Origin of the sequence: Rhizobium sp. NFR12 (genome assembly GCF_900108545.1) — a bacterium.
Taxonomy (GTDB): Bacteria; Pseudomonadota; Alphaproteobacteria; order Rhizobiales; family Rhizobiaceae; genus Neorhizobium; species Neorhizobium soli.
Window position 1 is genome coordinate 509,834 of record NZ_FNWM01000001.1, and the last position, 18,209, is coordinate 528,042.

21 protein-coding genes are annotated in these 18,209 nt (G+C 61.1%); 16 read left to right on the forward strand and 5 right to left on the reverse strand.

Going from position 1 to position 18,209, the window contains the following annotated elements:
* The first annotated feature begins 36 nt into the window (after positions 1-36).
* From BLW69_RS02380 to BLW69_RS02420, 9 genes are all read left to right on the forward strand, one after another.
* Complete coding sequence (locus tag BLW69_RS02380; protein ID WP_092659707.1) at positions 37-1,092, forward strand: sugar phosphate isomerase/epimerase family protein; 1,056 nt, start codon at positions 37-39, stop codon at positions 1,090-1,092.
* 151 nt (positions 1,093-1,243) lie between these two features.
* Entirely contained in the window at positions 1,244-2,431 is a 1,188-nt protein-coding gene (locus BLW69_RS02385; RefSeq protein ID WP_092660982.1) for a Gfo/Idh/MocA family protein, read from the forward strand.
* Between the two features lie 288 nt (positions 2,432-2,719).
* A complete protein-coding gene (locus BLW69_RS02390; protein WP_092659709.1) occupies positions 2,720-2,971 on the forward strand; it encodes a type II toxin-antitoxin system Phd/YefM family antitoxin in 252 nt (83 codons plus the stop codon).
* Position 2,972: 1 nt separating this feature from the next.
* Positions 2,973-3,245 (forward strand): Txe/YoeB family addiction module toxin, encoded by a 273-nt coding sequence (locus tag BLW69_RS02395; RefSeq protein WP_062461172.1) that lies wholly within the window; start codon positions 2,973-2,975, stop codon positions 3,243-3,245.
* A gap of 159 nt (positions 3,246-3,404) precedes the next feature.
* On the forward strand, positions 3,405-4,781 hold the full coding sequence (locus tag BLW69_RS02400) for a GH1 family beta-glucosidase (protein WP_062583082.1): 1,377 nt from the start codon (positions 3,405-3,407) through the stop codon (positions 4,779-4,781).
* Between the two features lie 295 nt (positions 4,782-5,076).
* On the forward strand, positions 5,077-6,111 hold the full coding sequence (locus BLW69_RS02405) for a methionine ABC transporter ATP-binding protein (protein WP_092660984.1): 1,035 nt from the start codon (positions 5,077-5,079) through the stop codon (positions 6,109-6,111).
* On the forward strand, positions 6,101-6,769 hold the full coding sequence (locus BLW69_RS02410; protein WP_062461169.1) for a methionine ABC transporter permease: 669 nt from the start codon (positions 6,101-6,103) through the stop codon (positions 6,767-6,769). Before BLW69_RS02405 ends, BLW69_RS02410 begins: the two co-directional genes overlap by 11 nt.
* A 43-nt stretch (positions 6,770-6,812) precedes the next feature.
* A complete protein-coding gene (locus BLW69_RS02415; protein WP_092659711.1) occupies positions 6,813-7,589 on the forward strand; it encodes a MetQ/NlpA family ABC transporter substrate-binding protein in 777 nt (258 codons plus the stop codon).
* A 150-nt stretch (positions 7,590-7,739) separates the two neighbouring features.
* Entirely contained in the window at positions 7,740-9,929 is a 2,190-nt protein-coding gene (locus tag BLW69_RS02420) for a bifunctional diguanylate cyclase/phosphodiesterase (RefSeq protein WP_244508729.1), read from the forward strand.
* A gap of 12 nt (positions 9,930-9,941) precedes the next feature.
* Here BLW69_RS02420 and BLW69_RS02425 read toward each other — a convergent pair whose 3' ends face one another.
* The 4 genes from BLW69_RS02425 to BLW69_RS02440 are packed head-to-tail and all read right to left on the reverse strand — an operon-like array spanning position 9,942 to position 12,669.
* Positions 9,942-10,262: a low molecular weight protein tyrosine phosphatase family protein gene (locus BLW69_RS02425; protein WP_092660986.1), complete on the reverse strand. Its 321-nt coding sequence runs from the start codon at positions 10,260-10,262 to the stop codon at positions 9,942-9,944.
* Positions 10,263-10,288: 26 nt separating this feature from the next.
* Positions 10,289-11,233: an oxygen-dependent tRNA uridine(34) hydroxylase TrhO gene (locus BLW69_RS02430; RefSeq protein ID WP_092659715.1), complete on the reverse strand. Its 945-nt coding sequence runs from the start codon at positions 11,231-11,233 to the stop codon at positions 10,289-10,291.
* 55 nt (positions 11,234-11,288) lie between these two features.
* On the reverse strand, positions 11,289-12,197 hold the full coding sequence (locus BLW69_RS02435; protein WP_092659716.1) for a CHAD domain-containing protein: 909 nt from the start codon (positions 12,195-12,197) through the stop codon (positions 11,289-11,291).
* A complete protein-coding gene (locus BLW69_RS02440) occupies positions 12,172-12,669 on the reverse strand; it encodes a CYTH domain-containing protein (protein ID WP_092659718.1) in 498 nt (165 codons plus the stop codon). The genes BLW69_RS02435 and BLW69_RS02440 overlap by 26 nt, the downstream gene beginning before the upstream one ends.
* A 217-nt stretch (positions 12,670-12,886) precedes the next feature.
* Here BLW69_RS02440 and BLW69_RS02445 point away from each other — a divergent pair, with 217 nt between their 5' ends.
* The 6 genes from BLW69_RS02445 (at position 12,887) to BLW69_RS02470 (ending at position 16,231) form a co-directional block, all read left to right on the forward strand.
* Positions 12,887-13,549: a 2-dehydro-3-deoxy-phosphogluconate aldolase gene (locus tag BLW69_RS02445; RefSeq protein ID WP_092659720.1), complete on the forward strand. Its 663-nt coding sequence runs from the start codon at positions 12,887-12,889 to the stop codon at positions 13,547-13,549.
* A 43-nt stretch (positions 13,550-13,592) separates the two neighbouring features.
* Positions 13,593-14,003 (forward strand): GFA family protein, encoded by a 411-nt coding sequence (locus BLW69_RS02450; RefSeq protein ID WP_092659722.1) that lies wholly within the window; start codon positions 13,593-13,595, stop codon positions 14,001-14,003.
* Between the two features lie 113 nt (positions 14,004-14,116).
* Positions 14,117-14,830, forward strand: a complete 714-nt coding sequence (locus tag BLW69_RS02455; protein WP_062461148.1) for a tellurite resistance TerB family protein — start codon at positions 14,117-14,119, stop codon at positions 14,828-14,830.
* Between the two features lie 11 nt (positions 14,831-14,841).
* A complete protein-coding gene (locus BLW69_RS02460; protein ID WP_092659724.1) occupies positions 14,842-15,225 on the forward strand; it encodes an ester cyclase in 384 nt (127 codons plus the stop codon).
* Positions 15,226-15,338: 113 nt separating this feature from the next.
* On the forward strand, positions 15,339-16,034 hold the full coding sequence (locus tag BLW69_RS02465) for a GNAT family N-acetyltransferase (RefSeq protein WP_092659726.1): 696 nt from the start codon (positions 15,339-15,341) through the stop codon (positions 16,032-16,034).
* Positions 16,031-16,231, forward strand: coding sequence for a hypothetical protein (locus BLW69_RS02470; RefSeq protein ID WP_062582124.1), 201 nt, complete (start codon positions 16,031-16,033; stop codon positions 16,229-16,231). The genes BLW69_RS02465 and BLW69_RS02470 overlap by 4 nt, the downstream gene beginning before the upstream one ends.
* A gap of 96 nt (positions 16,232-16,327) precedes the next feature.
* Here BLW69_RS02470 and BLW69_RS02475 read toward each other — a convergent pair whose 3' ends face one another.
* The gene (locus BLW69_RS02475) at positions 16,328-17,203 is read right to left on the reverse strand and encodes an aldo/keto reductase family oxidoreductase (RefSeq protein WP_092659727.1); all 876 of its coding nucleotides are present in this window, start codon (positions 17,201-17,203) and stop codon (positions 16,328-16,330) included.
* Between the two features lie 94 nt (positions 17,204-17,297).
* Between BLW69_RS02475 and BLW69_RS02480 the strand changes: the two genes are divergently transcribed.
* Positions 17,298-18,206 carry a LysR family transcriptional regulator gene (locus BLW69_RS02480; RefSeq protein ID WP_092659729.1) on the forward strand — a complete coding sequence of 303 codons (909 nt, stop codon included), beginning with the start codon at positions 17,298-17,300 and terminating at the stop codon, positions 18,204-18,206.
* Positions 18,207-18,209 lie beyond the last annotated feature (3 nt).

Sequence of the window (18,209 nt, forward strand, 5' to 3'; positions counted from 1 at the left end):
CCGACATCGAGGGCGGCATATCGGAAAGGAAACACCATGAAGACGATCAAGGGTCCGGGCATTTTTCTCGGTCAGTTTGCCGGAGACAAGGCGCCGTTTGACAGCTGGGACGGCATCACCAAATGGGCGGCCGACAAGGGTTATCTCGGTGTGCAGGTGCCGACCTGGGCTGGCCAGCTGATCGACCTCAGACAAGCTGCCTCGTCGAAGGATTACTGCGACGAGTTCGCCGGTGTCGCCCGCCAGAACGGTGTCGAAGTGACCGAATTGTCCACCCATCTTCAGGGGCAGCTGGTCGCCGTGCATCCGGCCTATGATGACGCCTTCGACGGCTTCGCTGCGCCGGAAGTGCGCGGCAATCCGAAGGCACGTCAGGAATGGGCGGTCGAGCAGGTGAAGATGGCGATCACAGCCTCGAAGCATCTCGGCATCACGGCGCATGCCACCTTTTCCGGCGCGCTCGCCTGGCCCTACATCTATCCCTGGCCGCAGCGCCCGGCCGGTCTGGTCGAGACCGCCTTCGACGAGCTTGCCCGCCGTTGGACGCCGATCCTCGACCATGCGGAAGAGAACGGCGTCGACGTCTGCTACGAAATCCACCCCGGCGAGGACCTGCATGACGGCGTCACGTTCGAGATGTTCCTGGAGCGGGTAAAGAACCATCCGCGCGCCAACATGCTCTACGATCCCTCGCATTACGTGCTGCAATGCCTGGATTATCTCGACAATATCGACATCTACAAAGACCGGATCAAGATGTTCCACGTCAAGGACGCGGAGTTCAATCCGACCGGGCGGCAGGGCGTCTATGGCGGCTTCCAGAGCTGGGTGAACCGGGCCGGACGGTTCCGTTCGCCGGGCGATGGTCAGGTGGATTTCGGGGCGATCTTTTCCAAGATGGCGGCCAACGATTTCGACGGCTGGGCCGTGGTCGAATGGGAATGCGCCCTGAAGCATCCCGAAGACGGAGCCCGCGAAGGCGCGGAATTCGTCAAGCACCACATCATCCGCGTGACGGAACATGCATTCGACGACTTTGCCGCCGGCGGCACGGACGAGGCGGCCAACAGGCGGATGCTGGGGCTTTCATAGAAACCCCTCCCCACAAGGGGAGGGCTTAACCTGCCGCACCCTTCGGTCATGACCCGAGACGTTGCGGAGGGGTCTCTCCCCCCTTGTGGGGGAGATGGCCTGCAGGCCAGAGGGGACTTTCCCCGCAATGAATTTCCAAGGAGACATCATCGTGACCATCGAAGCCAAGGACGAACAGACACGCGCACCCCGTATCCGGCTCGGCATGGTCGGCGGCGGATCAGGTGCCTTTATCGGCGCGGTGCACCGGATGGCGGCGCGGCTGGATGACCGGTTCGAGCTTGTCGCCGGCGCGCTTTCCTCGACGGCGGAGAAATCGGCGGCATCGGGGCGGGAACTCGGGCTTGATACGGACCGAACCTACGGCTCCTATGAGGAGATGGCGAGCCGCGAGGCGGAGCGTGAGGACGGCATCGAGGCGGTGTCGATCGTCACGCCGAACCATGTTCATTTCGATGCCGCCAAAGCTTTTCTCAAGCGCGGTATCCACGTCATCTGCGACAAGCCGCTGACCTCCAACCTTGCCGACGCGAAGGCGCTGAAGCAGGTAGCCGACGAGAGCGGCGCACTGTTCATCCTCACCCACAACTACACCGGCTATCCGATGGTGCGCCAGGCCCGCGAGATGGTCGAGAGTGGCGTGCTCGGCGATATCCGTATCGTCCAGGCGGAATATCCGCAGGACTGGCTGACCGAGGCGGTCGAACAGACCGGCGCCAAGCAGGCGGTGTGGCGTACCGATCCGGCCCAATCGGGTGCCGGCGGCTCGACCGGCGATATCGGCACGCATGCCTATAACCTTGCCTGCTTCATCACCGGCTTGAAGCTCGATAGCCTTGCCGCGGATCTAGACAGTTTCGTTGAGGGCCGCCGGCTCGACGACAATGCCCATGTCATGCTGCGCTTCGCGGCAAGACACGGCGAGAAGCCGGCCAAGGGCATGCTCTGGTGCAGCCAGGTGGCGCCGGGCCACGAGAACGGCCTGAAAATCCGCGTCTACGGCACCAAGGGCGGCATCGAATGGGTGCAGGCCGATCCGAACTACCTGTGGTTCACGCCGTTCGGGCAAGAAAAGCGGCTGATCACCCGCAATGGCGCCGGTTCCGGCGCCGCTGCTGCGCGTGTCTCCCGCATTCCATCGGGTCATCCGGAAGGTTATCTCGAAGCCTTTGCAACGATCTACACGGAGGCGGCACTGGCAATTCACGCCCACCGGACGGGCGCGAAACTGGACGAGGCGGTTATCTATCCAACCGTCGACGACGGCGTGAAGGGCGTCGCCTTTGTCGAGGCCTGCGTGGAGTCGTCTCGGAACAATGGTGCTTGGGTGAAGGTGTAAAGACTTGGTGGGCGGCGTCTGCCCCACCCTAACCCTCTCCCCGTAGACGGGGAGAGGGGACGTGGCTCGATCGGGGCAAGGCGCGTGCGGCAAAGGACCTTCTCCCCAACTGCGGAGAGAAGGGTCCGCAGGACGCAGCCGGATGAGGGGCCTGGGGAAGAGGTGGCGGCACCCGGATAGGCGTTGGAACCCTCGCCGCGGCCGGATCTACCTCCAGTGTCAGGAGCCCAATATTGACATTTCCATTCAATCTGTACAGATATATGTACATTCTGAGAGGAGAGCATTGTGGCCCACGTTCGTTTGACCGAGTTTAGGCAGAACATTGCGACCCACTTCGACAACGTGATCGCCTCTCGCGCTCCTTTGCTGGTCACGCGTCAGGGGTCAGAGGCGTTGGTTCTGATTGCTGAGGGCGAATACGAGAGCATGCAGGAAACTCTGCACCTTCTTTCCACTCCAGCGAATTCTGATCGGCTGCGCGAGAGTATTGCGCAGCTTCGCGGAGAAGAGCTGATCGAAAAAGACCCGACTCTCTGACATGAACCTTCTCTGGACGGGAAACGCCTGGGAAGAGTACCAATACTGGCAAAGCGTCGATCAATCGATGGTCGAGAAAATCAACGAGCTGATCAGGGATACGAAGAGATCGCCCTTCAAGGGGCTTGGAAAACCGGAACCGCTGAAGGGCAGTCTCTCCGGGTTTTGGTCGAGGCGCATTCTTGGGGAGCATCGACTGGTGTATTGTGTGTCGGGTAAAGGAAGCACCCAGCAACTTCAAATCATCCAGTGCCGTTTTCACTATGAGAGATAGTATAGAGCGTACTTAAGACGATAATCGCGAACGAGCTCGTCGCGCTGAACGGGTTTTCGCGCTCCAAAACCTGTACAACGGGCGGGCATTTGGGTACACGTCGCTGCTATGACGGTCGGGGTCATTGTCTCGGTCGCACCTCCATATGGCGGCATCCTCATGACTGATCCCAAAATTCTCGCAGCCCGCTTCCCGGGTGACTTCACGTTTGGCGTTGCGACCGCCGCCTACCAGATCGAGGGATCGACCAAGGCGGATGGCAGGAAGCCGTCCATTTGGGATGCGTTTTCCAACATGCCGGGGCGGGTTCACAACCGCGACAATGGCGATATCGCCTGCGATCACTACAATCGCTGGGAAGCGGATCTCGATCTGATCGCGGACATGGGCGTTTCCGCCTACCGGTTCTCGCTGGCGTGGCCGCGGATCATTCCTGAGGGCACCGGCCGGATCAACGAGCAGGGGCTCGATTTCTACGACAAGCTGATCGACGGATTGAAGGCGCGCGGCATCAAGGCCTTCGCGACGCTCTATCACTGGGACCTGCCGCTGGCGCTGATGGGCGACGGCGGCTGGGCCGCGCGATCGACTGCCTACGCCTTCCAGCGCTACGCCAAGGTGGTGATGGCGCGTCTTGGGGACCGGCTGGATTCGGTTGCGACATTCAACGAACCGTGGTGCTCGGTGTGGCTGAGCCACCTCTACGGCGAGCATGCGCCGGGCGAGCGCAACATGGAGGCGGCCCTTGCCGCCATGCACCACACCAATCTCGCGCATGGACTGGCGGTCGAAGCGATCCGGCATGTGACGCCGAATGTGCCTGTTGGTCTCGTCCTCAACGCACATTCCGTCATTGCGGGTTCCGATAGCGCCGAAGATAGCGCTGCTGCCGAGCGTGCCTTCGACTTCCACAACGGCGCCTTTTTCGGCCCGGTGTTCAAGGGCGAATATCCGGCGTCGCTGATGTCGGCGCTTGGCGATCGGATGCCGAAAGTGGAAGACGGCGATCTTGCCGTCATCAACCAGAAACTCGACTGGTGGGGCCTCAATTATTACACGCCGATGCGCGTTCTTGCCGATACCGCTGAGGGTGCGGAATTCCCGGCAACGCAGCCTGCGCCCTTCGTCGAAACGGCGGTGACCGATATCGGCTGGGAGATCTATGCGCCCGCCATGAAATTGCTGGTCGAGGATCTCTACCGTCGCTACGACCTGCCGGAATGCTACGTCACGGAAAACGGTGCCTGCGACAATACCGATCTTGGCGCCGACGGCACAATCGATGACACGATGCGGCTTGACTACTATGTCGAACATCTCGGCGTCGTCGCGGATCTCGCCCGCGACGGTTATCCGATGAAGGGCTATTTCGCGTGGAGCCTGATGGACAATTTCGAGTGGGCCAAGGGCTATCAGATGCGGTTCGGCCTCGTCCATGTCGACTATCAGACGCAGGTTCGCACGATCAAGCAGAGCGGCAAATGGTATCGGGATCTGGCTGCAGAGTTCCCCAAGGGTAACCACGCACCGGCTTAATTTTGCGCTGCGTAGAAGATTTTTTCTCGTGTTCGCCGAATTTGAAATCTCATCCCTGTAAAATGTGGCGCAGGCGGGGCATTGATGCGCCATCAATAACGAGGCCTCCCGGCTTCATTGAAAGCCGATCGAATGCTCCGCAAAGTCACCTGTCATCGAATGTGCCGCTTGGCTGCATGAATTGAGACGGCGACCCTTGTCGCCGGGATGACCTGACTGAACGTGTGAGCTTATCATGACACTTGTTACTGCCGTGGCCGATGCCGCTTCGCCTGACGTGGCGAATGCTGCGCCCATGGTGTCGTTCGAAAAGGTGGTGAAGCGGTTCGGCGGTGCGTCCGGGCAGCCCGAATTCACCGCGCTCGACGGTATCGATTTTTCGGTCGCCCGCGGCTCCATCGCCGGTATCATCGGCCGATCCGGGGCCGGAAAGTCGACTCTGATCCGGCTGGTCAACGGGCTTGAAAAGGCGACGTCCGGCACGGTCGTGGTCGATGGCGTCGAAGTGGGCGGGCTCAGCGAAGACGGTTTGCGTTCGCTGCGCCGCCAGGTCGGCATGATCTTCCAGCATTTCAATCTGCTGTCCTCGCGAACGGCCTTCGACAACGTGGCGCTGCCGCTCGAGATTGCCGGTGTGGACAAGGCGGCGATCAAGGCCAAGGTTGGCCCGCTGCTCGATCTCGTCGGTCTCGGCGACAAGGCCGGGCGCTACCCGTCCGAACTCTCCGGTGGGCAAAAGCAGCGCGTCGGCATTGCCCGCGCGCTGGCAACCGATCCGAAACTGCTGCTGTCCGACGAAGCCACCTCGGCGCTCGATCCGGAGACCACGCATTCGATCCTTGATCTTCTGAAGCGCATCAATGCCGAACTCGGGCTGACCGTGCTCTTGATCACCCACGAAATGGAAGTGGTCAAGACGGTTGCCAGCCATGTAGCGGTGATCGATGCCGGGCGCATCGTGGAGGCCGGGCGGACGTTCGAAGTCTATGCCGATCCCAGGCACGAGACGACGCGCACGTTGCTCGCCTCTTCGCTCAACCTGCCGGAATGGCTTCGCAACGGCATCAAACGGCAACCATCGGCGGGAGACAGGGCGCTGGTGCGGCTGGTGTTTTTCGGCGACACGGCCTTCAAGCCGCTGACGGGGCGTCTGGTTGTCGAACTCGGCGCCGACGTCAACATTCTGGCGGGCGCGATCGAGGAGATCGCGGGCGAGCCGTTCGGATCGCTGGTCGTCTCCTATTCCGCGGACCCGGCCGTGATGGCGCGGGCGCAACAATTCTATGCCGAGACCGGCCTGAAGACGGAGGTGCTCGGCTATGTCGCTTGAGATGCTCATCAACCTTCTCACCAAGGCGCTGACCCAGACGCTGCAGATGGTGGCGATCGCCGGCTTGATCGGCTCGGCCATCGGGCTGCCGATCGGCATTTTTCTTGCCACCAGCGGCCGTGGCGAGCTGTTTCCGGCACCGGCGGCCAACCGCGTCATCGGCCTCATCGTCAATGCCGCGCGCTCGACGCCGTTCATTATTCTGGTCGTTGCGATCATACCGTTTACCCGGTTGATCACGGGAACCTCGATCGGCACCAATGCGGCGATCGTGCCTTTGACGATCGCCACCATTCCGTTCTTTGCGCGGCTCGTGGAGGCGGCGATCCGCGAGATCGACAGCGGTCTCATCGAGGCGGCCCGCGCCATGGGGGCTTCGCCGATGCAGATCGTCTTCAAGGTGCTGCTCGCGGAAGCCCGGCCCGGCCTGATCCTCGCGCTCACCATGACCATGGTCAGCCTGATCGGCTATTCGGCGATGGTCGGTGCGGTCGGCGGCGGTGGTCTCGGCGATCTCGGGATCCGCTACGGTTACCAGCGCTTCATGCCGGAAGTCATGCTTGCCGTCGTCGTGGTGCTGATCGTTCTGGTTCAGCTGGTCCAGAGCGCCGGCGACAGTCTGGCCCGACGGTTCGACAGGCGCAACCGCAAGACCTGATCAACAACAAGCCATTCATTCTTTCAAATCCAAGGAGACAGACATGAAGAACATCATTCTCGCGGCCGCCTTCAGTGCGCTCACTGCCGCATCGGCCTTTGCCGAAGACATCAAGATCGGCGTGACGCCCGGTCCGCACGCGCAGATCATGGAAAAGGTCAAGGAAATCGCAGCCCCCAAGGGCCTCAACATCGATATCCTCGAATTCTCCGACTATGTCGTCCCGAACCAGGCGCTGGCTGATGGCGAGCTTCAGGCCAATTCCTTCCAGCACAAGCCGTATCTCGACAATCAGGTAACCGACCGCAAGTTCGACCTGATCGCCGTCGGCACAACCGTCAACTTCCCGATGGGTGTCTATTCCAAGAAGGTGAAGAGCCTCGACGAACTGAAGGAAGGTGCTACGGTTTCGATCCCCAACGACCCGACCAATGGCGGCCGCGCGCTGCTGATCCTGGCCGACAAGGGTCTCATCAAGCTCAATGCCGAAAAGGGCCTCAAGGTAACGCCGGCCGACGTCACCGAAAACCCGAAGAAGATCGAATTTGCCGAGCTCGACGCAGCTCAGCTTCCGCGTTCGCTCGATGACGTCGATGCGGCAGTGATCAACACCAACTTCGCGGTCGAGGGTGGTCTCAACCCGGCCAAGGACACGATCGCCAAGGAAGGCGAAAAGGCACCTTACATCAACATCATCGCGATCAACGCGAAGGACAAGGATGCAGCCTGGGTCAAGACGCTGGTCGACAGCTATCACAGCCCTGAGGTGAAGCAGTTCGTGCTCGACACGTTCAAGGGCGTCGTCATTCCGTCCTGGTAACACGTCGAAAGACGGTAGGATCTCAGAGTGAAGTGATCTAATCGAGGCCGGTCTCCGCGGAGACCGGCTTTTCTTATTGAAGTTAACGATATCTGAAGAGATCGCCGTCCAATGTGGCCCCCTTAATGAAGGGGCGGGCTATTGTTGTTCATGCCGTCACATTTCCGGCGTTCCGTTCCGGCCGGCCGTCGGTCTGTCGTGGCGATGCAACTTGTCCTGTTCGCAGTCGTCGTCACGCTCGTGACCGTCTTCATTCTGACGGCCGTCGGCCGCATTGCAGATTATGCCAACCGGTATGACGACAGCCGCTCGATGCAGACCACCGAAGGCGCGCTGCAGACCTTCCGAACCCAGCTTCAGGCCACCCTCAACGATTATTCGGCATGGGATGATGCTGCCCAGTTCGTCTATGCCCAGGACGGCCAGGATTGGGTTGTCAGCAATTACGGCGATATGACGTCCAACAGCGGCCTGTTCGATATCGCGATCGTGATGGACACCGAGCGCAACGTGCTGATGTCCTATCAGGAGGGACGTCCGGCAGAATGGAACCCGCGCGAGTATTTCGATACGTCGCTCTGGACCTTGTTCGATCGGGTCCTGTCCACGGGTCGCGACGGTCTGCCGGAAGCCACGGGCTTTGTTCAGACACGCGACGGCGTTGCGGCTGTCGGCGTCGCCCTGGTGCGCGAAAAATCCGGCGCGCTCGACAAGCCGCTCTCGGAGAGACGGTTTCTCGTCTTTGCCCGCCAGCTGGACGAAAAGAAGGTGGCGGAACTTGCAAGGACCTATGTTGTCGAGGGTTTGCGGTTCATCGACAAGACCGATCAGACCAGCAACAGTGTCGAACTTCGCAACCTGCACGGCAAGCTTTTGGTCAAGCTTTCGTGGCAGCCGCGGCGTCCGGGCGACCTCGGCTTCTCCCAGGTGCAGCCTCTGGTCTATGGCGCGCTTGCCATGGTCGGGCTGTTTTTCCTGCTGCTCGTGGTCAGTGGCAGCATCACCCTAAATCAGCTCAAGCGCGACGAAGCTGATGCGAGACGGCTCGCGATGTGCGACCGGTTGAGCGGGCTTTTGAACCGTTCAGGTTTCTTTACCGCTCTCGACGCCCTTGTTCTCGAAAGCCGGGCGCAGGGCGCGCATGTTTTGCTTCTCTATCTGGATCTCGATGGCTTCAAGGAAGTCAACGATGCCTATGGTCACGGGACCGGCGACAAGCTGATCCGCGGCGTGGCGGCCGGGTTGAAGACGCTTGTTGGCAGCGAGGCGATCCTGGCGCGCGTCGGCGGCGACGAATTCGCCATCGCTCTGCCGGTGATGGGGGCATCTCCGGTGGCACCTATTCTCTGCGACCGCATTCTCGGCTTCTTCGGCGAGCCCTTCGTCATCGGCGAACGGGTGGCTGTGATCGGAACCAGTATCGGTGTCGCCATCTCGCCGCGCGGCAACGTGCCGGGAGAAGAGCTTGTCCGTCGGGCCGACATGGCGATGTACCGTGCCAAGGAAACCGGCCGCGGCCGCTATGAGAATTACCGGCCGGAAATGGATGCCGAGCGCGAGGAGCGCAACCGGCTGGAAGTGGACCTGCGGATCGCCATCGAGCGGCGCGAAATCAACATCGTCTACCAGCCCGTGGTGGATGCAACGAACTGGCGGCTGATCGGCGTCGAAGCGTTGGCCCGCTGGACCCGCAAGGGTTACGGACCGGTGCCGCCGGACGTTTTCATTCCGATTGCGGAGTCAAGCGGACTGATCGACCAACTGGGTCTGTTCGTCATGCACCGGGCCTGCGAGCGCATCGCCGACTGGCCCGGCATCAAGCTTGCCGTCAATATCTCGCCCGGCCAGTTCCGTGATCCCGAATTTTCGCAGCATGTGGCCTCGATGTTCCGCAAGACCGGAACCGATCCGTCGCGCATCACGCTGGAAATGACCGAGGGGTATTTTATTCAGAACCCAGACCGCGCTCGCGCAGCGATTGCCAGGCTGAAAAAGCTCGGTGTCGAGATCGCTCTCGACGATTTCGGCGCTGGTTTTTCAAGCGTCGGATATCTGCGGCAGTTCGGTTTCGACCGGATGAAGATCGATCGCTCGCTGGTGCATGCAATGTCCGAGGGTGACCACGCGGTTCAGACGTTGCAGGCGACCGTGGCGCTTGCCCGTTCGCTCGGCATGCCGGTGACGGCGGAAGGCGTCGAGAGCGAGGACCAGGCGTTGAAGTTGCGGATGACGGGCTGTGATGAATTGCAGGGCTATTTCTTCGGTCGGCCGATGGAAGCCCATGAGATCGACGTCATCTACCGCACCGACCGGGGACGGGACGGAAAGCGGATTGCATGAAAACGTCTCAGGCTAGAGATGCCGCGGCACCTTTGTCTTCAGGATTGCAATCAGGCCCGCATCCATGAACCCGTAATCGTCAGGTATATCGAGACAGATCAGCCGCTTGCCCTTGAGCTTCGATCGGTATCTCTGCTGGATCTTTGCCCGGTGGGTCCGTTCCATGACGAAGAGGATGTCGGCCCATTCGATCAATTCGGCTGAGAGAGGGTTTTCGGCATCATTGTTGGTGCCGGCGGACGACACCTCGATGCCGGGCCATTCTGCAAAAACCTGCTCGGCCGTCGGGCTGCGCAGCTTGTTCTGGCTGCAGACGAAAAGGATGTTTTTCAGGTTACTCCATCCTTCTCGTGGACGCTTTAGCTGCCGATATGCTTGACGCCGCGCTGTTTGGCGAGGGCGATCTGGAGCTGCCGCTGACGGTAGCGCAACCGGTCTTCCTCGGTGCGGCTGTCGTAGCAATGGGAACAGGAGACGCCTTCCTCATACTTGGGCGAGGTGATCTCTTCGGCGGTGATCGGGTTGCGGCAGGCGTGGCAGAGCTTGTGGTTGCCTTCCTTCAGGCCGTGCTCGACGGAGACGCGCTCGTCGAACACGAAACAGGCGCCTTCCCAGAGGCTTTCTTCTTCCGGCACCTGTTCCAGATATTTCAGAATGCCGCCCTTCAGGTGGTAGACGTCCTCGAAACCCTGCTGCTTCATGAAGGCTGTCGCCTTTTCGCAGCGGATGCCGCCAGTGCAGTACATGGCGATCTTTGGCTTGTTGTGCAGGCCGGTATTGTTCTTCACCCAGTCCGGGAATTCGCGAAACGTCTTGGTGTTGGGGTCGACTGCGCCCTTGAAAATCCCGATCGCGGTCTCGTAATCGTTGCGGGTATCGATGACGATGGTCTCGGGATCCGAGATCAGCGCGTTCCAGTCCTTGGCCTCGACATAGGTGCCGACGATTCTGTTGGGATCGATATCCTCGACCCCCATCGTGACGATTTCCTTCTTGAGCTTTACCTTCATGCGCACGAAGGGCATTTTCGATGCGCGGCTTTCCTTGTGCTCCAGACTGGTGAATTCGGGCTGGGCGCGCAGGAATGTCAGAAGCTCGGCGATATCAGTATCGGAACCCGCCACCGTACCGTTGATGCCTTCGCGGGCGATCAGCAGCGTGCCCTTGATGCCGCGCGCGTCGCAAAAGGCCTGCAGCGGCGTCTGGAACTCACCAAATCGTTCGAACCGCGCAAAGTGATAGAGCGCGGCAACGAGAAATGCGCCCGTGGCTTCGGGGCGGGGGAGAAGGTGGCTTTCGGTCATGCCGGTCCCATACAACCAGATGCGCTGTTGCGCAATGGATCGGGCGTCGTCGTCGTCACGACGCCGCGTGTTTCCAGAGGAGTGCGACAAGCTTGCTTTCGGCGGCGGCGCTATCGGAAAACACCGACTGGGCAATCGGCAGTGCTTCCTTGCGGAGCGCCTGCTGGCGGGCGATGATGGCGGCGAGAAGCCGCGCCAGCGTGTCGCTGTCGCCGAAAAGGTCGGGGCTTTCGTTGACGAGGCCCGAGAGAACGGAAAGATCGTGCTCGTGACCTAAAAGATCGACCAGTGATTTCGCCTCGGCCTGTTTGGCGCGCATCGCCGACGGCCAGATGTCGCGCAAAAGGGCAAGATGCATCCAGTAGGTCTGGCCGCTCTTACGCAGTTCGTGGAATGCCTCGGCATGGGCATTGCCCTCGCATTCCTTGATCGCGGCAAGCGCCTGCAGGCGTTGTTTCTTCCAGACCTTGGCAAGCCGGTTAGCGGTCTTTTCCGGCCGGTCGTCGAGGGAGAGGCCGTGCAACGCGTCGATGGCTTCGTGGCAGATGATCACCGCCGTCGCCATGCGGGCGGGCAAGTCTTCCTGGTGCTTGGCAATCTCGTCGCGGCGTTTGGAAAGAGCATCGCGGGCGAAGGCAAGTGCCGCCTGTTCTTCCGGCAGCGTGGACTGGCCGGCAAGATAATCGACCGTTTCGACAAGCGCCGTTGCATCGCGCACGGCAGAGAGGCTGCGGGCCATGTCGCCGACCCGGGTGTTTTCCCGGCTTCTGAAATCCTTGGCGTCCGGCTGGATCAGGCGGTACAGCGCCCGCACGCGCTTGAAACGCTTGCGCGCATCGTGGATCGCCGTGTGAGCACCATCGGGCTTGTCGGCGAGATAGCGGACCGCCTTCGACAGCTGCTGCTCCGCAACCGCGACAAACTCGGCGGTAAACGGCTTATCGGGTCGCAGGTGGTAGGCCATCGAGAAGCTCCCGGCTCAGATCCTGGTTGGCCATCACGGCATTGGAATAGCGACGATCGCCGGTGACGTCGTCGCCGATCCAGTCCGGTATCGGCGGACGTTCGGTTTCGCTTTGAAGTTCGACCTCGGCGACAACCAGGCCGTTATAGACGCCCTCATAGACATCCACTTCCCAGGTATAGCCCTGATGCTCGACATTGAAGCGGGTCTTGTCGAGGACGATGCCGGTGGCACCTGCTGCCATGTCCTTGGCATCGGCGAGCGGGATCTCGTATTCGAACTCCGAGCGAGAGAGCAATTCCGAGCCGATCTTGATCGTCAGCTTGGCCTTCTCGTCATCCATGATGCGAACACGAACCGAGCGATCAGCGGCAACGGCGATATATGCCTGCAGGAAGCGCGAGGAGGATGCGACCTCGTTCCGCCAGGCATCGTTCTTGACCAGATACTTGCGCTCGATTTCCTGTCCCATGGGCCTCGTCTTGGTTGTGGAGATGTACCGTAGCGCAAAGATGCACAAGGGCAAGAGTATCGGCAAGAGCATGGTAAAGCGGTGCTTCGGCCGGGTGCTTAAGAGAAGTCGGCAAGGGGCCCGAGGTTGCGTCGATCGGGGGATTTGTTCTCGACAATGACGTGATCGACCGTTATTTCCGGGCAAGGGATTTCAATCGTTTTAGGGAGTGTTCTTCATGGCTGACCAGAATCCGGGCCAGAACCCAAGCAAGACTGAAAAGCTGCTGACCATCCTGAAATTGCAGCCCGTCGTTCCGGTGCTGATCGTTGACGATGCGAAGTCGGCTGTCTTGCTCGCCCGGGCGCTGGTCGCCGGCGGGCTCCGGGCGATCGAGATCACCATGCGCACGCCGGCAGCGCTCGACGCCGTGAAGGCTGTTGCAGCCGAAGTCGAAGGCGCCAATGTCGGAGCCGGCACGATCCTCAACGCGAAAGACTGGGAAGCCGCCGTCAAGGCCGGTTCGACCTTTATCGTGTCTCCGGGCGTTTCTCCGGGTGTTCTCGCGGCCGCCAAGGATTCGCCGGTTCCGCTTTTGCCGGGTGCAGCGACTGCCAGCGAAGTGATGACGCTCCGGGAAGCCGGTTACAACGTGATGAAGTTCTTTCCTGCCGAACAGGCCGGTGGCGCCGCCTATCTGAAGGCCCTGTCGTCGCCACTCGCAGGCACGCTGTTTTGCCCGACCGGCGGCATTTCGCTGAAGAATGCCAACGATTACCTGTCGCTCCCCAACGTCATCTGCGTCGGCGGTTCCTGGGTAGCCCCGAAGGAACTCGTCGCAGCCGGCGACTGGGCCGCCATCACCAAGCTCGCCTCCGAGGCATTCGCCCTCAGGGCTTGACGCTGAAAGCCGGAATGACCAGCATGGGACCATGGAGGTCCCTATGCAGAATGGCTCTTACGAACATGAACTGCGCCATAGGGGATCATGCCTCTGCGGCGCAGTGACGTTCACCATCGAAGGTGACATTGCCGCGCCCGACGCGTGCCACTGCTCGGCCTGTCGAAAGCAATCCGGCCACTATTTCGCATCCGTCGATGTCGCCCGGGACAAGCTGGCCGTCGAGGGTGGCGAGAATGTTTGCTGGTATCAATCCTCCGAAAAGGTGCGGCGCGGGTTCTGCGGGACCTGTGGGTCCTCGCTGTTCTGGGATCCGACGCAGCGCGACTGGATCGCGGTCGCGATGGGTGCGTTCGATGCATCGACCGGTGCACGGTTGAAGAAGCACATCTTCGTGGCCGATAAGGGCGACTATTACGACATCGCCGACGGACTGCAGCAGAACCTGCGATAGGGCGTGGGGCCAGACGCCGTTTCTGACATTTTCGTTATCGGCAGCGCGGGAAAATTGTTTTCCTGTGTTGCCGTTCCTATCTCCGTGTTCGAATTCAACAGTAGGAGATACGGATGTTCGACGCAAAAAAGCTTCTTGACCAGTTCCTGGGTTCGCAGGTTCCCGGTCTTTCGGGAAGCGTGAAGGGCCGGGCTGGGCAGTTCGGCGATATGGCGAAGAACAATCCGTTGAAGTCTGCAGGCATTGCCGCCGCACTTCTCGGCACCAAGACCGGCCGCAAGATTGCCGGCAATGTGGTGACGGTGGGCGGCATCGCAGCTGTCGCGGGTCTCGGGTATCTCGCCTACAAGAACTACAAATCCGGCCAGTCGCCGCAGGCAGCGATTCAGCCGACGCCGTCTGCTGCAGAGCCTATCGCGCTGCCGCCGCCGGACAGCCCGTTTTCGCTGCAGTCGCCTGAGCTTACCAACGATTTCGCCCTGACCCTGGTGCGCGCCATGATCGCCGCCGCCAAGGCGGACGGCCATATCGATGCGGCCGAGCGGGCCAACATCATGAACAAGGTGCATGAGGTCGATCTCGGCGACGAGGCGGAAGCGTTTATCCGTGACGAGCTTGCGAACCCTGTCGATATCGACGATCTGGTCGCCGCTGCCCGCACCGAGGAGCAGAAGGTGGAGCTTTACACCGCGACCCGCATGACGATCGATCCCGATACACGGGCCGAGCGCGGTTACCTCGATCTTCTCGCGGGACGCCTCGGCCTGCCCGATGCCTTGCTTGAGCATATCGATGCGACGGTCACCGCGGCAAAAGTGCCCGCTTAAAGGGCGGGAACATGGGTAACGATCTCGGTGACATCTACCGCGATTACATCCATTGCCTGAACCGGCAGGACTGGGGGCGGCTCGGGGACTTTGTGGATGACGATGTCATCCATAATGACCGGCCGCTCCGGCTGTCCGGCTACCGCGACATGCTTGTCGGGAATTTCAGCGATATTCCCGACCTTCGCTTCAGCATTGATCTGCTGGTCGTCGATCAGCCGCATGTGGTCAGCCGGTTGCTGTTCGAGTGTTCGCCTCGGGCCGAGTTTCTGGGGCTTCCGGTCAATGGGCGCCGGGTGTCGTTTAGTGAAAACGTCTTTTATCGGTTCCGCGACGGCAAGATCGTGCAGGTCTGGTCGATTGTCGACAAGGCCGCCATCGAAGCGCAGCTGTGAGCTCCATCGATCGTCTCCGCCGGTTGCCTTTCGACAGGTGCTGGCCTAAGCCTTGATGCCTCATCTGCAGCGGTTGCGACGCAGCCGCTGCGCATCTTGCTGGACCTGCCCGAATGCGCGATCTTTCCAATTACAAAGTTGCCGCCCCCAGCCCCGTCACCCTGACCGGACGGTTCGTGACGCTCGAGCCCTATGACCGTGAAAAGCATCTGGCTGATCTCTGGGAGGCGCTGGGCGGTGCCGAGGGGATCAACGAGCTGATCCGCTATTTTCCGAACGATCAATATTCGACTGCCGAAGAGTTCGGCGCGTGGCTGGACAATGTGAATGCGAACCTCGGCTTCGTAACGCTGGTTGCGCGTGAAAACGCCTCTGGCGCGGTTGTCGGCATGGCGAGCTATATGCGGCCGGACCCGAAGAATGGTGTGATCGAGGTGGGGTCCGTCGCGCACGGCGTTGCGATGAAGCGGTCGCCGATGTCGACGGAGCTGCATTACCTGATGGCTCGCCACGTGTTCGAGACGCTTGATTATCGTCGCTACGAATGGAAATGCCACAACGAGAACGAGCCTTCCAAGGTGACCGCGCTGCGTTACGGCTTTACCTTCGAAGGCGTGTTCCGGCAGCACATCATCTCGCGCGGTGCCAACCGCGATACGGCCTGGTTCTCGATGATTGACAGTGAGTGGCCGGGGATCAAGGCAGGGTTCGAGGCCTGGCTCTCGCCCGACAATTTCGATGAAGACGGCCGGCAGAAAAAGCGGCTGGAAGATCTGAGGGCCGAATTTGCCGGCGGGAAAACCACATGACGCCAGAAGCGAAATCACAGGCAATCGCTGCTGCCGCCATTCTCTTCGGCGCGGCGGTGGTCATCTATCTCATGCCGACCATCGTGTTGTGGATCGGCAATTACTCGCCGCTGCTGGCGTTTTTCGTCGGCGCGCTGCTGGTTCTCGGCTTCTTCCTGATCTTCTGGCTGCGGGCGCGGTACCAGCGGCGGAAGTAAGTGCGAGATTTAGTCGGGTCGGGCGAAAGCCTGAAACGTCCTCATCCCTGTGTCTGCCACAGGGATGAGATATCCGTGGTGAGCTAGCAGCTCACCTCAGGCCGGCTTGGCGCCGATCGCTTCCAGCTCCGCCATCACATCCGCCGACAGTTCGATATCGGCGACGGCGAGGTTTTCGCGCAGGTGTCCGCGCGACGACGTGCCCGGGATCAGCAGGATGTTGGGCGAGCGCTTCAGCAGCCAGGCCAGTGCCACCTGCATCGGCGTTGCGTCGAGCCTTGCTGCTACATCCGACAGCGTCGAGGATTGCAGGGGCGAGAAGCCGCCGAGCGGGAAGAAGGGGACGTAGGCCGTGCCTTCTGCCGCCAGATGATCGATGAGGTCATCGTCGTCGCGGTGCGCGAGATTGTACTGGTTCTGGACGCAGACGATCTCGGTGATCTTGCGGCCATCCTCAACCTGCTTTCGCGTCACGTTCGACAGGCCGATATGCTTGATGAGGCCCTCGCGCTGGAGTTCGGCAAGGATCGTCAGCGGTTCTTCGAGCGAGCCTTCGGCCGGGCCATGGACATCCAGCATGGAGCGTAGGTTGACCACCTCCATCGCATCGAGACCGAGGTTCCTGAGGTTATCGTGGACGGCCTTCGTGAGTGCTTTTTTCGAAAAGGCCGGGTTCCACGATGCGTCGTCGCCCCTGATGGCGCCGACCTTGGTGACGATGACGAGATCGTCGCTATAGGGATGCAGCGCTTCGCGGATGATCTCGTTCGTAATATGCGGACCGTAGAAGTCGCTGGTGTCGATATGGTCGACGCCGGCTTCGATCGCTTCGCGCAGCACCGCAACGGCTTCCGCGCGGTCTTTCGGCGGGCCGAACACGCCCTTGCCGGCAAGCTGCATGGCGCCGTAGCCGAGACGTTTTACGTGTCGGTCGCCGAGTTTATAGGTGCCGGCTTTTTCGAGATTGGTCATGGTTTTACTCCCTGTAGGATGAGGCAGAGATAGGGCTATCCAGGCCGCGCGATAATCGGTTACAATTCGGACGGGCTGTACGACAGGGCGGACAATGAAATACGACGCTGGTGATCTCGGGGCATTCGTCGCGGTAGCGAGGACCAGAGGGTTTCGCGATGCGGCCCGGCTGACCGGTGGCAGCGCTTCGGGATTGAGCGACGCCGTCCGGCGTCTGGAAGAGAAGATCGGCGTCCGGCTTCTCAACCGCACGACCCGCAGCGTCACCCCGACGGAAGCGGGCAGGGCACTGCTCGACCGGCTGGGACCGGCGCTATCGGAAATGGAAGCGGCGCTCGACATGGCTGCCGGGTTTCGGGGGCGGCCGGCGGGACTGTTGACGCTGAATGTGCCGGCCAGTGCGGCGCGGATCGTCCTGCCGCAGATCGTGCCGGCGTTTCTGGCTGCCTATCCGGACATCCGTCTCGACATCATGACCGACGAGAGCTTCGTCGATATCATCGCTGCCGGCTGCGATGCCGGCATTCGCTATGACGAACGGCTGGAGCAGGACATGATCGCCGTGCCGATCGGTCCGCGCGTACAGCGTTTCGCATTGGCGGCGTCTCCCGCCTATCTTGCCGCGCGGGGCCGACCGGGCCATCCGCGGGATCTTTTGGCGCATTCCTGCATCCGGAGCCGGTTCAGGGACCGTCCGGTCACGCCCTGGGAGTTCGAACGCGATGGCGAGGAGGTGGTGGTGGATCCACCGGCGCAGCTGATCGTGCAGGCGGGTGGCGGGTCCGATCTCGGTGTGGACGCGGCGATTGCCGGCACCGGTATCGTCGCGCTGTTCGAGGACTGGCTGAAGCCGCATTTTGACAGTGGTGCGCTGGAGCAGGTGCTCGAGCCGTGGTGGCCCTCATTCTCAGGGCCGTTTCTCTACTATCCAGGGCGACGGCTGGTGCCGGCTCCGCTGCGCACCTTCATCGATTTCATCAAGGCGATGCCGCAGCCGGGTTGAGCG